The organism is Vannielia sp. SX4, from assembly GCF_052828525.1.
In genome coordinates, this window is sequence record NZ_CM128247.1 from 3,417,180 (window position 1) to 3,431,619 (window position 14,440).

The window sequence follows — 14,440 nt, forward strand, 5'->3', positions numbered from 1 at the left end:
ATGCTCCGCGCCGGCTTGCCGATGTATCTGCGCCCAGAGACGGCGCCTGCGCTGGAGCGGTTCTGGCAGATCATCCGAGAGGGGCTGATCGCCCGTGGCGCGGCGCTGGCGGATGATTTGCCCGATGCGCTGGAGGCCCCCGAGAGCCTGTGGTCGCTGTGGGAATCGCCCGACCTGATCCTCGGGCAGAGTTGCTCGCTGCCCTACCGGGGGCGGCTGAGGGGCAAGGTGGAATATGTCACCACGCTCGATCACGCGCTGCCGGGCTGCCCGGCGGGGCATTACAACTCGGTCGTGGTCACGCGGCCGGGCGGGGTGCCGGAGGGTGTGCTGGCCTACAACAGCCGCAACTCGCAATCGGGCTGGGCGACGGCGCGGGAGGTGATGGCCGCGGGCCGGGCCAGCGCCAGCGGCGTGCTTTCGACTGGGGCGCATGTGGCTTCGGTGCAGGCGGTGGCCGAGGGCCGCGCCGACTGGGCCTGCATCGACGCGCAGACATGGGCGATGCTGCAAGACTGGGAGCCTGCCGCGGGGCGGCTCGAAGAGCGCTTTCGCACCGCGCCCACCCCCGGGCTGCCGCTGATCTGCGCGCCGGGGCAGAACGCCTCAGAAATCGCCGCTGCGGTCGAGGAGGCGGTTCAGCTGCTCGACGAGGAGGCCCGGCAAACCCTTGGGGTGCAAGGCGCGGTGCGGCTCGGGGCGGCGGCCTATCTGGATATGCCTATTCCTGAGGCACCTGCCGCCTGAGCGTGCGAACGTGACGGAAAGGCCGGGTGTTCCGCCTTGCAATCACACGGATTCTGCGCCCTACTCCGGGCTTGCAACCGAACCGAAGAGGCCCCGTGTCAAAGGCAGCGACCCAGCCGCAACCCGTGATTGAGATCAGAGGCCTGCACAAGGCCTATGGCAGCCTTGAGGTGCTCAAGGGGGTGGATATGGCGGCCCGCAAGGGGGAGGTCGTCTCGCTCATCGGGTCATCCGGATCGGGCAAATCCACGCTTCTGCGCTGTGCCAACCTGCTGGAAGACAGCCAGCAGGGGGAGATCCTGTTCAAGGGTGAGCCGGTGCGGTGGAAGGGCGAGGCGGCGCATCGCCGCCCGGCCGATGCCAAGCAGGTGCTGCGCATTCGCACCAACCTGAGCATGGTGTTTCAGCAGTTCAACCTCTGGTCCCACATGACGATCCTGCAGAACGTGATGGAGGCGCCGGTAACGGTGCTGAAGCGCGACCGCGCCGAGGTGGAGGCCGCCGCGCGGAGCTATCTGGCCAAAGTCGGGATCGGCGACAAGGCCGATGTGTACCCGGCCCAGCTTTCGGGCGGGCAGCAGCAGCGGGCCGCCATTGCACGGGCGCTGGCGATGGAGCCGGAGGCGCTGCTCTTTGACGAGCCGACCAGCGCGCTGGACCCGGAGCTGGAGCAGGAGGTGGTGAAGGTCATCAAGAGCCTCGCCGAAGAGGGCCGCACGATGATCCTTGTGACCCACGACATGCGGATGGCCCGTGATGTGAGCGACCATTTGATGTTTCTTCACCAAGGTCTGGTGGAAGAAGAAGGCGCGCCTGCCGAGCTGTTTGGTGCGCCCAAATCGGAGCGGCTGCGCAGCTTCCTGTCGCATTCCGGCGAGATGGCCTGATGGCGCTGCGCCTTGCATTGGCGCTGGTGGCGGCGGGCCTCGGAGCGAGCGCCGGAGCCGCAGCGCAGGAGGTGCGGATCGGCACCGAGGGCGCCTTTCCGCCCTATACCTATCGTGACCGGGCGGGCGAGCTGCGGGGCTTCGACATCGAGCTGGGCAACGAGATCTGCCGCCGGAGCGGGCTGGATTGCGCATGGGTGGTGAACGATTGGGAGAGCCTGCTGCCCAACCTCGTGGCCGGGAAATACGATGTGGCGATGGCCGGGATGGCGGTGACCACCGAGCGCGCCAAGATGGTCGCCTTTTCGCTGGGCTACGAGGTCGGCAGCAACGCGGCCTCCGCCGTGCTGATGCAGACCGGCGCCTCGACTTCGGACGCGCCGCATGTGGCGGTGCAGCGGGCGACCATTCACGAGGATTGGGCCCGCAGCATGGGCTACCGGGTCAGCACCTATCCGTCGCTGGTCGCCGCCGTGGAGGCGCTGTTCGACGGGCGGGTGGACGAGGTGCTGGGGCCGCAGGCCTTTCTCGAAGGTGTGGCCCGCAACGGTGGCGGGCGGGTGGAGATTGCCGAGCTGTTCGGCATCCCCTCGGGCGACACCGCCGCCGCCTTCCGCAAGGAGGATCGCGCCCTGCGCGAGACATTCGATTCCGCGATTGCGGAGATGCTGGCCGATGGCAGCATCGACGCGATGGCCGAAAAGTGGTTCCAGGCCGGGGACGGCACGGAATGAACAAAGCAAAACAAGGACCAACGGGAGAAATCCAATGATGAAATCCATCCTGACCCTGGGCACCGCCCTGGCGATGACGGCGGGCGCCGCCTTTGCCGAGAGCCATGCCATGACCGTGCGGATCGGCACCGAGGGCGCCTATGCGCCGTTCAACTTCATCAATGACGCCGGCGAGATCGACGGCTTCGAGAAGGAGCTGGGCGACGAGCTGTGCGTGCGCGCCGAGCTGACCTGCGAGTGGGTGAAGAACGACTGGGACAGCATCATCCCCAACCTCGTGAGCGGCAACTACGACATCATCATGGCCGGCATGAGCATCACGCCCGAGCGTGACGAGGTGATCGACTTCACCCAGAACTACACCCCGCCGTCGGACAGCGCCTTTGCCGCAGCTTCCGAGGATGTGGACCTCGAAGGCGGCGTGATCGCCGCGCAGACCGCCACCATTCAGGCGGCCCACATCGCCGAGGGCGGCGCGACCCTGCTGGAGTTCGCCACCCCCGAAGAGACCGTGGCTGCCGTGCGCAACGGCGAGGCCGATGCGGTGTTTGCCGACAAGGACTACCTCGTGCCGCTCGTCGAAGAGAACGCCGAGCTGATGTTCGTGGGCGATGACGTGCCGCTGGGCGGCGGCGTGGGCGTGGGCCTGCGCGAGAGCGACACCGAGCTGAAGGAAAAGCTCGATGCCGCCATCGCCTCGATGAAGGAAGACGGCACGCTGAACACCATGATCACCAAGTGGTTCGGCGAAGACGCCAAGACCTACGAGTGATCTGAGACATGGGGCCGGCCTCTGCGGGGGCCGGCCCGACCTGATCTATGTTTTCCTACTGCACCGACCCCGAAACGCTCACCGGCCTGCGATGGCTGAGCTGCTACCTCACGACGGGGGTGCATTTCTCGTTCTATTGGGCCTTCGGGAAGGTGCTGCTGCTGCTCGCGCTGGCTGCCCCCTCGGCCCTGCTGATGGGTTTTCTGGGCGCGATGGCCGCGCGCTCGCTGATCGCGCCGCTGCGCTGGATCGGCAAGGGCTACATCTCGGTGGTCCGGGGTGTGCCGGATGTGGCCTTCTTCCTGTTCTTCGTCATTGCGCTGGACCAGTTCTTCGAGTGGGGCCGGCACAAGATCAAATGCCCGGAGTGGACCGACCCGATCCGCCAGGGAAACGACTTTCTTGTCTGCCCGGCCGCGAAGCTGCCGCTTGGCACCGCGCCGGAGTGGCAGCATGAGACCTATGGCTTTTTGCTCGCCGTCCTGACCTTTGCCATCGTCTTCGGGGCCTTTGCGGCCAACGTGATCTTCGGCGCGATGCGGGCAGTGCCGCGGGCGCAGATGGAGACGGCGGAGGCCTATGGCATGACCCGGCGCCAGAGCTTCTGGCGGGTGATGGTGCCGCAGATGTGGGTCTATGCCCTGCCCGGCCTGTCGAACACGTGGATGGTGCTAATCAAGGCCACGCCGCTGCTGTTTTTGCTCGGGATCGAAGACATCGTGTATTGGGCGCGGGAGCTGGGCGGGACCAAGACCGCGCGGTTCTCTGACTATCCGCATGGCGATTGGCGGATGTGGTACTTTCTGGCGCTGCTGGTCTTCTACCTCGGCTTCACCCGGCTCTCCGAGGTGGTGCTCAGGCGGCTGAACGCGCGGCTCTCGCGCGGGCAGGCAACGGCGGCCGGGGAAGCGCAGAGGAAGGCAAACGCATGACGGATCGCGTAAACTGCAACCGGGTGCCGCACGCAGTCGCTGCGCGACCGCTTTCGCGCACGCGGTGCCTCCTGCGGAGGCCCCGAGTATGAGCGAATGCGCGCAGACCATCGCCGATTACGCCTTCCGCTCGCTGGGCTACGGGGAGCGGCTGCTGCCGCGCTCCGATTTTACCCTGTGCCAGCATTTCGTGCTTATCGGCTCGGGGCTGTTCTGGAATATCTACTTTGGCCTGATGGCGCTGTGCAGCGGGTTCTTCCTCGCCATTGCGGTGGCGCTCGGCAAGGCCTCGGCCAACCCTTGGCTGCGCAAGCCGGCGGAATGGTTCATCCTGCTGTTCCGGGGCACGCCGTTCTTCATCCAGTGTTTCTTTGCCTACTTCCTCTTCCTGTCGTTGAAGGGCAGCTACCCGTTCTTCGACAGTTTCACCTCGGCTTGGCTGGGGGCGGTGATCGTGCTGTTTTTGAACACCTCGGCCTATTCGGGCGAGATCTTCTATGGTGCGCTCCGGTCGATCCCGAAGGGCGATATCGAGGCGGCGGATGCCTATGGGCTGAGCGGGTGGATGCGGTTCCGGCGCATCACCTTTCCGACGATGCTGCGGCTGGGCTGGCCGGCCTACACCAACGAGGCGATCTTTCTCTTTCACACCACGACGCTGGTGTTTTTCAGCGGGTTCCCGGCGCGCCAGCAGGCGGGGGATGCGCTCTATTACGCCAGTTACTTTGCTGACAAGACCTTCAACCCCTTCATCCCCTACCCGATCCTCGCCTTCTATTTCATCCTGCTCACGCTCTGCATCATCGGGGTCTACACCCTGATCGGGCGGCGGCTGAACCGGCATTTGCCGCAGGAGAAGCGGGCGAAGTTCCGGCTGAGACCACAGTTGATCCGATGAGCGAGACAATCCGGTTTGGCGCCGTTGACCTGAACGGCCAGGCGCGGGGCAAGCGCGTGCCCGCGAGTTATGCAGAGAAGCTGGAGGCGGGCGTGGCACGGCTGCCGCTGAGCGTGCTGAACGTGGACCTCTGGGGCGAGGACATCGAGGACAGCCCCTTGGTGTTCAAGAGCGGCGACCGGGACGGCGTGCTGCGCCCCTCGCCGCGCGGGCCGCTGGCGCTGCCGTGGATCGACCGGCCCAGCGAGCTTTGGCTGATGCGGATGCACTTGCAGAGCGGCGAGCCCTTCGAGGGGTGCCCGCAGCGGGCCTTGGGGCGGGTGCTGGAGCGCTATGCGGCCAAGGGCTGGCGGGTGCAGGCGGCCTTCGAGATGGAGTTTCATCTGCTCGACGATGTGGACGGCACGCTGAGCGCGCCGATCAGCCCGCGCACCGGGCGGCGGGTGCGGCGGGCGGATGTGAACTCGCTCCTGGGGCTGGATGCCTTCGACGATTTCTTCACCGATCTCTACGACGGCTGCGACGAGATGGGCATTCCCGCAGAGGCCGCCATTTCGGAGGCGGGTGTGGGGCAGTTCGAGCTGTCGCTCACCCATGAGGCGGCCGAACGGGCGGCGGAGAGCGCCTGGGCCTTCAAGCAGCTGGCGCGGGGGCTGGCGCGGCGGCACGACATGGCGGCGAGCTTCATGGCCAAGCCCTTCGAGGATGACACCGGCAACGGGTTGCACGTGCATTTCTCGGTGCTGGATGAGGACGGGCGCAACGTGTTCGACGATGGCTCCGAGCAGGGCAACGACTTGTTGCGGAGCGCGGTGGCGGGGTGCCTTGCCGCCCTGCCCGCCTCGATGCTGATCTTCGCGCCCCATGCCAACAGCTACGAGCGGCTGGTGCCGGGCGCCCATGCGCCGGTGCAGGCCAGCTGGGCCTATGAGAACCGGACGGCGGCCATTCGCATCCCCGCCGGGCCGGGCAAGGCGCGGCGGATCGAGCACCGGGTGGCGGGGGGCGATGCCAACCCCTTCCTCCATCTCGCTGCCGTGCTGGGGGCCGCGCTGAACGGCATGGAGGCGGGCGCGGTGCCGCCTGAGCCAATCAGCGGCAATGCCTATGAGCAGGACTTGCCCGAGCTGCCGACCGATTGGGCGAGCGCGATCGATGCCTTTGACGAGAGCCCGGAGGTGGCGGAGATCTTCCATCCGAGGCTGATCGACTGTTTCACCCGGACCAAGCGGCAGGAGCTGCGGCGCTGCGAGGGCATGGCGCGGGACGATTTGGTGCTCTTGTGTCTGGAGACGGTTTGAGGGGTGGGTGGGACCCAACCAACAGTGTGAAGTTGCGTTTCACCGGTGACACGGAGAACCTGCACGGAATCAAGCCGCAGGCGCCGTGCAGCGCCGTCCCGCCCCACGGGGCGGCGCTTCGTTTAAGTAAGCTCTTCCCTCGGAGGTCAGATGACCGTTGCACCATAAAGTGCCCCGAACTTCCGTTGCATGCGCCACCCCACGGGACGGCGCTGCACGGCTAGCGCTCAGATTGGTAGGTTGGCACTCACCAAACACCGACGCCCACCAACACCGCTTGCGGCCCCCTGCGGCGGAGAATACCGTTTAGCCAGCCAGAAGGAGGCCCCCATGCTCATCGGCATTCTGCAATGCGGCCACATCCCGCCCGAGCTGCAACCGCACACGGGCGACTACCCCGAAATCTACGCCAAGCTACTGGAGGGCCACGGCTTTCAGTTCGCGCATTGGGCGGTCTGCGACATGGAGTTTCCGAACTCGATCGACGCGGCTGACGCGTGGCTCGTGACCGGCTCGCGCTATGCGGCCTATTCGGAAGAGCCGTGGATCGAACCGCTGGAGCAGATCATCCGCGCAGTCTATGCAGCGCCAAAGCCGATGGTGGGCATCTGCTTTGGCCATCAGGTGATCGCGCAGGCGCTGGGGGGCAAGGTTGAGCTGAGCGAGAAGGGCTGGGGCGTGGGCCGGCAGGAGTACCTGTGGGGCAACGAGGTGGTGGCGCTGAACGCGTGGCATCAGGATCAGGTGGTGGAGCCGCCGAAGGAAGCGTCGACGATCTCTTCCAACAAATTCTGCGAACATGCGGCGTTTCTCTATGGCGACAAGATCCTCAGCGTGCAGGCGCATCCGGAGTTCGACAGCAAGATGATTCAGGGCCTGATCAACGTGCGCGGTGGTGCGGTGCCCGAGGCGCGGCTGGCCTATGCCCAGAAAATGCTGGAGGCCCCGGTGGACAACGCCCGGCTCGGCAATGACATCGCGGACTTTTTCAAGGCCGAGCGCGCGTGGCAGGAGGCCGGGGCATGAAGGATTATCGCGACCAGCTGCCCGAGGCCGCGCGGGCCTATATCGAGGGGCGCAGGCTCGACGAGGTGGAGTGCATCGTCGGCGATCTGGCGGGCGTGGCGCGGGGCAAGGCGGCCCCGGCGAGCAAGTTTGCCCGGCAGAGCCACTTCTACCTGCCCAACTCGATCTTCCAGCAGACCATCACCGGCGAATGGGCCGACCTCGAAGACCAGCCCTTCACCGAGCCCGACATGGTGCTGACCCCCGATTACTCCACCGCCACGGCAGCGCCCTGGACGGCGGACATAACCCTGCAGGTGATCCACGATATCAACGACCAGCAAGGCAACCCGGTGCCGGTGGCCCCGCGCAATGTGCTCAAGCGCATCGTGGCGCTCTACGAGGAGATGGGGCTGACCCCGGTGGTGGCGCCGGAGATGGAATTTTACCTCGTGGCGCCCAACGTGGACCCGGGGCACGAGATTCAGCCCCCGATGGGCCGGACCGGGCGCCGGGCGGCGGCGCGGCAGGCCTATTCGATGGCCGCGATCGACGATTTCGGCGCGGTGATCGACGACATCTACGATTTTGCCGAGGCGCAGGGCTTCGAGATCGACGGCATCCTGCAGGAGGGCGGCGCCGGGCAGATCGAGATCAACCTGCGGCACGGCGACCCGGTGCTGCTGGCTGACGAGATCTTCTACTTCAAGCGGATGATCCGCGAGGCGGCCTTCCGGCATGACAGCTACGCCACCTTCATGGCCAAGCCCATTCAGGATGAGCCGGGGAGCGCGATGCACATTCACCATTCGGTGGTGGAGCGCGCGACGGGGCGGAACATCTTTTCGAACGAGGACGGCAGCGAGAGTGCGGCTTTCGGGCACTTCATCAGCGGCTTGCAGCGGTATATGCCCGCCGCGATTGCAGTGATTGCGCCTTACGTGAACAGCTATCGCCGCTACGTGCCGGACTACTCCGCGCCGATCAACCTCGAGTGGGGGCGCGACAACCGCACCACCGGGCTGCGCGTGCCGGTCAGCGGCCCCGAGGCGCGGCGGATCGAGAACCGCCTGCCGGGAATGGATTGCAACCCCTACCTCGGCATCGCCGCCTCGCTGGCCTGTGGGCTCCTCGGCCTGCGGGAGAAGCAGGAGCCGCGGGCCGAGGCGAAATCGGAGGCCTATACCGCCGAGGCCGAGGTGCCGACCACCCTCGGCGAGGCGCTGGAGCTGTTCGATGCCGAAGCCGCGCTCAAGGAGGTGCTGGGCGACGCCTTTGCCGAGGTTTACCTCGCGGTGAAGCGGCTGGAATACAAAGGCTTTATGCAGGTGATCTCGCCATGGGAGCGCGAGCATCTGCTGCTGAACGTATGAGGCTGCTCTACGCAAACGGCAGGCGCGGCGAGCATACATCGAGCTGGTATGCCGCGAGCGCCGAGGCCCCCGGCCCCTACCCTGCGCTGAAGGGCAAGGTGCGGGCCGATGTGGCCGTGGTGGGCGGCGGGTTCACCGGGCTGTCGGCGGCGCTGCATCTGGCGCGGGCCGGGGCGAAGGTGGTGCTGGTGGAGGCGCAACGCGTCGGCTGGGGCGCCTCGGGGCGCAACGGCGGGCAGGTCGCGCCCGGGCTGAACATGCATCAGGACGCGCTGGAGGCGAAGCTGGGCCGCGCCGCCGCCGAGGGTTACTGGCGGATCGGGCAGGAGGCGGTGGCGCTGGTGCGGGCGCTGGTCGACGAGTTGGCGCCGGAGGCGGACTGGCAGCCGGGGGTTCTGCATTCTTTCTGGCAGGCAAAGGAGGCCGAGGAGGCGGCGGCCTATTCAACCTATCTGCGGAGCGAGTACGGCTACGAGCATCAGGAGGTGCTGGACGAGGCCGGGGTGCGCGGCTTTGTCGGCACGGAGGCTTACAAGGGCGGCGTGGTGGATTGGGTCGCGGGGCATATCCATCCGCTGGCCTATGCCTTTGGCCTCACGCGGGGGGCCGAGGCCGCCGGGGCGCAGCTGCATGAGATGAGCGAGGTGCACCGGATCGCGCCCGAGGGCGGGCAGGTTCTGGTGGCCACGGATCGGGGCCGGGTGATTGCGGACCAGGTGATCCTTGGCTGCAATGGCTACATGGAGGGACTGGCGCCGAAGATGCAGGCCCGCGTCATGCCGATCAACAACTACGTCGTGGCGACCGAGCCGCTGGGCGACCGCGCGGCGGAGGTGATGCCGCGCAATGTGGCGGTGGCGGACAGCAAGTTCGTGATCAACTACTTCCGGCTGAGCGGTGACGGGCGGCTGATATTCGGCGGCGGCGAGAGCTATGGCTACCGCTTTCCGCGCGATATCGCCGCCAAGGTGCGCAGGCCGATGGAGCGGATCTTTCCGCATCTGGAGGGGGTGAAGATCACCCACGGCTGGGGCGGCACGCTGGGGATCACGGTGAAGCGGGTGCCGCTCTTCATGCGGGTCGCGCCGGGAGTGATGGCCGCCGGGGGCTACTCCGGGCATGGCGTGGCGCTGGCGACCAAGGCAGGCGAGATCATGGCCCGCGCGGTGGGTGGCGATGTGGCGGATTTCGACCTGATGGCGCGGCTGCCGGCGCCGGTGTTTCCGGGCGGGCCGCTGCTGCGCACGCCGATAACCACGGCGGCGATGATGTGGTATGCAGTGCGGGACCGGCTCGGCGTTTGAGGCGGCTTGAGGGGGTAAGCCCTGCCCGGTGCGCGCCGTAAGGCGCCGGGCAGCACCGTCCCGTCCCCCGGGGCGGCGCTTGGGTGAAGTTTGCGCTTACCTCTGAGGTCAGATGACTATTGCTCCATAAAGTGCCACGCATAGCCGTTGCATGCGCCACCCCACGGGACGGCGCGGCCCGATTGACATTGGCCTGCTGGCAGAACGTTTTCCCACCCACGGGTCTGTTATCGAAATTTCACTTGGGGGTGCCTGTGCTTTCAGCTACATGTTTCCTGAAAGAGCATTTCAGAAAACCTGAAAGAGGTACGCAGTGATGACACAGGCTCCCAACGTCTACGACGCCGAACCCATCCCCGAGGCGGCGCGCGCCGAGATCGACCGCCTGCTGCAATCGGGCGACCTGTTCCGTTACACCGCGCCCGAAAACGCACCCGTTGCCCTGCTGGAGCGCGAGTTTGCCGAGCTGATGGGCTCGCAATACGCCCTCGCCGTCTCCTCCTGCTCCGCTGCGCTGTTTCTGTCGCTGAAAGCGCTGGACCTGCCGCGCGGGGCCAAGGTGCTGATCCCCGCCTTCACCTTTGCCGCCGTCCCCTCCGCCGTGGTGCATGCCGATTGCGAGCCGGTGCTCTGCGAGGTCGGCGAGAACTACCGGGTCGATCTGGCCGACTTCGAGGCCAAGCTGCCGGGCGTGGATTGCGTGCTCATCAGCCACATGCGCGGCCATACCTCCGACATGGATGCGATCATGGCGCTGGCCGATGCCGCCGGTATCCCGGTGCTGGAAGACGCGGCCCATTCACTCGGCACGGTCTGGCATGGCCGCAAGATCGGCACCATCGGCAAGATCGGCTGCTTCTCGTTCCAGAGCTACAAGCTGGTGAACGCGGGCGAAGGCGGCATTCTGATCACCGATGACGCCGAGCTGGTCGCGCGCGCGGTGATCATGAGCGGCGCCTATGAGCACGCCTGGAAGAAGAACATGGGGCTGGAGGCGCATTACAAGCGCTGGCAGAACAAGCTGCCGCTCTACAACATGCGGATGCAGAACCTGTCTGCCGCCGTGATCCGCCCGCAGCTGGGCGAGGTCGCCCGCCGGGTGCGCGATGGCCGCGCTGGGCATGACCGGGTGGCCGCCAGCCTCAACATGAGCCCCTGGCTCGACGTGCCGCCGCCGCTGGAGGGGGAACTTCGCGCGCCCGACTCGATCCAGTTCAACCTCGTGGGCCTCACGGATGCCGAGGTGCGCAGCTTTGCCGAGGCGAGCGCGGCGCGGGGCGTGAAGGTGCAGGTCTTCGGGATGAGCGAAGACAATGCGCGGGCGTTCTGGAACTGGCAGTTCCTCGGCGATGTGCCGGAGCTGCCGCAGACCCGCGCCATGCTGATGCGCGCCTGCGACGTGCGCCTGCCCGCGCGGCTGACCGATGCGGAGCTGGATTATATCTCCGACGCGCTGGTGGAGGCCGCGAGCCAAGTAAAGGGCGCGATTGCCGCCGAGTGAGGCGGTAGCGACCGGAAGATTGAGGCGCCATCCTTCGGGGTGGCGCTTTTGCTTTGGGGCCGCGCGTATGGTCTTGCCGGAGTCGGGACACGCTCCGACCTACAGCAGCTTCAGGTCGTCTTTCAGCCAGGGGTGCCGGGCGACCGAGGGCGTGACCACCAATTCGTCGATCAGCGGGCGGAGCTTGGCGGCCATGCGGGTGGGCATGGTGGAGAGCACGCCGGCGCGGGCGTTCAGCGAGATGGTGCGGGAGAGCGGCGCGAAGGGCAGCGGCAGGATGTCGGCGCTCTGCTGGAAGCGGTGGGCACGGGCCAGCGCGAGGGGGGTCAGGATCGTCCACCCGGCCCCTTCGGACACCAGCGCCATGATGGCGTGGTAACTGTCCAGCTCGAAGCGGTGCGAGAGGCGCAGGTTCTGGCGGGCCAGATGGTCGGCAATGGTGCGGCCCATAAGGTGGCGCTGGGTGTATTGGATGAGCGGCAGCTTTTGCAGCTGGGCCGCGAGGTTTGCCGCCGGGTCCACCGCGCCGGGGGGCGCGGCGACGACGAAGGGCTCGGTGAGGAGCGGGTGCACCTCCATCCAATCGGCCGCGGCGCCGATGTCGGCGGCGACGACCACATCGAGCGTGCGGGTATCGAGCAGGTCGAAGAGGTGGTGGGAGGCGCCGGTCTCGAGCAGGAACTGGCAAGCGGCCAACTCACCGGCCATGGAGCTCAGGAGGCGGGGCGTTACGTCGGCGTCGAAATCCTCGATCATGCCGAGCCGCAGCGAGGTGAGCGCGGCCATGTCGCCCCCGGCGATCTCGGCGCGGGCTGCTGCGGCCTCGTTGAGGATGTTCTGCGCCCGGCGCTTCAGCGCCTCGCCTGCGGGGGTGAGGGCGACGGGGCGGGTCGAGCGATCCATCAGCGGGACGCCCATCGCCCCCTCCAGCGCGGTGAGCTGCTGGCTGACAGCGGAGGCCGAGGCCCCGAGCCGCCGTGCGGCGGCCGAAACGGCCCCCTCCTCGGCGGTGGCGAGGAAAACCTCGACCTGCCAGAGGGTGATGCGGCCCGTCTTGTCTGTCATGTCGCGTCTGTCATGTGTTGGCGGGCATAGGCGGCTCCGTGGATGGGCGCACGCTATGGCCATTGCGGAGGCTGCGCAACTCGGTCAGGGTCGCGGCCATGGAGACAACCGGACGCTGCCTTTGCGGGGAGACCCGCTTTGCCTTTGAGCCCGATGCTGTGCTCTGGCAGGGCCTGTGCACCTGCGAGAGCTGCCGCCGTGCGAGCGGCGCGCCGGTGGTGGGCTGGGTCGGCGTGCGGAACGGCGCATGGCGCTGGGAGGGACGGGCGCCGAGGCGCTACCGCTCCCGCCCGGATGTGGAGCGCTGCTTTTGCACCCAATGCGGCGCGCCGCTCTCCTATGCCGTTGCCAATTACCCCGATGAGACCCATTTTCTGGCCGCGCAGCTCGACCACCCCGAGCGTTACGCGCCCGATCGCAGCTATCACACCGATGAGGCCCTGCCGTGGTTGGCGGCTCATCTCTTGCCACCGGAGGCACCATGAACAAACCGCAAAGCTGGGAGGCCCGCGCAGAGGCCGCAACCCTTTATGGCTTCACCGATCTGCCCACGATCCATGACCGGGGGACGGTGGTGCTGACCCACGGCGAGGGGCCCTATGTGGTGGATGTGCATGGGCGGCGGTATCTGGATGCCAACTCCGGGCTGTGGAACATGGTGGCGGGCTTTGACCACCCCGGGCTGACGCAGGCGGCGCAGGAGGCCTATGCGCGGTTTCCGGGCTACCATGCCTTCTTTGGGCGGATGAGCGACCAGACGGTGATGCTCTCGGAGAAGCTGGTGGAGGTTTCGCCCTTTGACCGGGGGCGGGTGTTTTACACCAACTCGGGGAGCGAGGCGAATGACACGATGGTCAAGATGCTCTGGTTCCTCGCAGGCGCCGAGGGCAAGCCGCAGCGGCGGAAGATTTTGACGCGGAAGAATGCCTATCACGGGGTGACGGCTGTGAGCGCCTCGATGACCGGCAAGCCTTATAACGAGGTGTTCGGGCTGCCGCTGGACGGGTTTTTGCACCTGACCTGCCCGCATTACTGGCGCGAGGCGTTGCCGGGAGAGAGCGAGGACGAGTTCGTCGCCCGGCTGGCGGCGGAGCTTGAGGAAGTGATCGCGCGGGAGGGGGCCGACACGATTGCGGGCTTCTTCGCGGAGCCGGTGATGGGCGCGGGCGGGGTGATCCCAGCGCCGGAAGGGTATTTTGCCGCCGTGCAGAAGGTGCTGAAGGCGCATGGGATTCCGCTGATCAGCGACGAGGTGATCTGCGGGTTCGGGCGCACCGGCGCGGTGTGGGGATGCGAGAGCTACGGGTTCGTGCCCGATGCGATCATCTCGTCCAAGTGCCTCACTGCCGGGTTTTTCCCCATGGGGGCGGTGATCCTCGGGCCCGAACTGGCGGACCGGGTGCAAGCGGCCTCCGAGGAGATCGAGGAGTTTCCGCACGGGTTTACGGCCTCCGGGCATCCGGTGGGCTGCGCGATCGCGCTCAAGGCGATCGAGGTGATCCTTGAGGAAGGGTTGATCGAACGGGTGCGCGAGCTGACACCGATGTTCGAGGCCGGCATGGCGCGGATCGGCGAGATGGCGAACATTGGCGAGGTGCGCGGGCGCGGGCTGATGGGGGCGCTGGAAGCGGTGGCCGACAAAGCCGGGAAGGTGCCGTTTGATGGCGCGCTTTCCGTCAGCGAGCGGATCGCGAATGCCTGCACCGATGAGGGGCTGATTTGCCGCCCGCTGGGTCAGTCGATCGTGCTGTGCCCGCCGTTCATCATGACCGAGGGTCAGATGGAGGAGATGTTCGGGAAGCTCGAAGGGGCGCTTGGCAAGGTGTTTGCCCAGGTCGCTTGACGGAAATGTCGGAGTGGGGGCGCTGCCCCCACACACGGCTTTCAGTGGGGGGCCAGCCCCCCACACCCCCCGGAGATA

The 14,440-nt window shown here is 66.9% G+C and carries 14 protein-coding genes; 13 read left to right on the plus strand and 1 reads right to left on the minus strand.

Annotated features, from left to right (window positions below):
- From ACUXVX_RS16875 to ACUXVX_RS16925, 11 genes are all read left to right on the plus strand, one after another.
- Positions 1-747 (plus strand): PhnD/SsuA/transferrin family substrate-binding protein, encoded by a 747-nt coding sequence (locus tag ACUXVX_RS16875; protein WP_446309197.1) that lies wholly within the window; start codon positions 1-3, stop codon positions 745-747.
- A gap of 125 nt (positions 748-872) precedes the next feature.
- Complete coding sequence (locus ACUXVX_RS16880) at positions 873-1,634, plus strand: ABC transporter ATP-binding protein (RefSeq protein WP_222468470.1); 762 nt, start codon at positions 873-875, stop codon at positions 1,632-1,634.
- Positions 1,634-2,368, plus strand: coding sequence for a transporter substrate-binding domain-containing protein (locus tag ACUXVX_RS16885; protein WP_446309199.1), 735 nt, complete (start codon positions 1,634-1,636; stop codon positions 2,366-2,368). The genes ACUXVX_RS16880 and ACUXVX_RS16885 overlap by 1 nt, the downstream gene beginning before the upstream one ends.
- Positions 2,369-2,405: 37 nt before the next feature.
- The gene (locus ACUXVX_RS16890; RefSeq protein ID WP_446311560.1) at positions 2,406-3,140 is read left to right on the plus strand and encodes a transporter substrate-binding domain-containing protein; all 735 of its coding nucleotides are present in this window, start codon (positions 2,406-2,408) and stop codon (positions 3,138-3,140) included.
- 47 nt (positions 3,141-3,187) lie between these two features.
- On the plus strand, positions 3,188-4,072 hold the full coding sequence (locus tag ACUXVX_RS16895) for an ABC transporter permease (protein WP_222468468.1): 885 nt from the start codon (positions 3,188-3,190) through the stop codon (positions 4,070-4,072).
- Positions 4,073-4,160: 88 nt separating this feature from the next.
- Entirely contained in the window at positions 4,161-4,970 is an 810-nt protein-coding gene (locus ACUXVX_RS16900) for an ABC transporter permease (RefSeq protein ID WP_222468467.1), read from the plus strand.
- Entirely contained in the window at positions 4,967-6,271 is a 1,305-nt protein-coding gene (locus ACUXVX_RS16905) for a glutamine synthetase family protein (protein ID WP_446309200.1), read from the plus strand. Before ACUXVX_RS16900 ends, ACUXVX_RS16905 begins: the two co-directional genes overlap by 4 nt.
- A gap of 330 nt (positions 6,272-6,601) precedes the next feature.
- Positions 6,602-7,297: a type 1 glutamine amidotransferase gene (locus tag ACUXVX_RS16910; RefSeq protein ID WP_446309201.1), complete on the plus strand. Its 696-nt coding sequence runs from the start codon at positions 6,602-6,604 to the stop codon at positions 7,295-7,297.
- A complete protein-coding gene (locus ACUXVX_RS16915) occupies positions 7,294-8,649 on the plus strand; it encodes a glutamine synthetase family protein (RefSeq protein WP_222468464.1) in 1,356 nt (451 codons plus the stop codon). The genes ACUXVX_RS16910 and ACUXVX_RS16915 overlap by 4 nt, the downstream gene beginning before the upstream one ends.
- Positions 8,646-9,953 (plus strand): NAD(P)/FAD-dependent oxidoreductase, encoded by a 1,308-nt coding sequence (locus ACUXVX_RS16920; protein WP_446309202.1) that lies wholly within the window; start codon positions 8,646-8,648, stop codon positions 9,951-9,953. The genes ACUXVX_RS16915 and ACUXVX_RS16920 overlap by 4 nt, the downstream gene beginning before the upstream one ends.
- A gap of 316 nt (positions 9,954-10,269) precedes the next feature.
- Positions 10,270-11,454 (plus strand): DegT/DnrJ/EryC1/StrS family aminotransferase, encoded by a 1,185-nt coding sequence (locus ACUXVX_RS16925; RefSeq protein ID WP_446309203.1) that lies wholly within the window; start codon positions 10,270-10,272, stop codon positions 11,452-11,454.
- Positions 11,455-11,553: 99 nt separating this feature from the next.
- On the opposite strand, the gene ACUXVX_RS16930 is transcribed toward ACUXVX_RS16925, so the two are convergent.
- The gene (locus tag ACUXVX_RS16930) at positions 11,554-12,519 is read right to left on the minus strand and encodes a LysR family transcriptional regulator (protein WP_446309204.1); all 966 of its coding nucleotides are present in this window, start codon (positions 12,517-12,519) and stop codon (positions 11,554-11,556) included.
- A gap of 98 nt (positions 12,520-12,617) precedes the next feature.
- Here ACUXVX_RS16930 and ACUXVX_RS16935 point away from each other — a divergent pair, with 98 nt between their 5' ends.
- Together ACUXVX_RS16935 and ACUXVX_RS16940 are read left to right on the plus strand one after the other, a co-directional pair.
- On the plus strand, positions 12,618-13,004 hold the full coding sequence (locus tag ACUXVX_RS16935; protein ID WP_446309205.1) for a GFA family protein: 387 nt from the start codon (positions 12,618-12,620) through the stop codon (positions 13,002-13,004).
- A complete protein-coding gene (locus ACUXVX_RS16940; protein WP_446309206.1) occupies positions 13,001-14,362 on the plus strand; it encodes an aminotransferase in 1,362 nt (453 codons plus the stop codon). The genes ACUXVX_RS16935 and ACUXVX_RS16940 overlap by 4 nt, the downstream gene beginning before the upstream one ends.
- Positions 14,363-14,440: the final 78 nt, after the last annotated feature.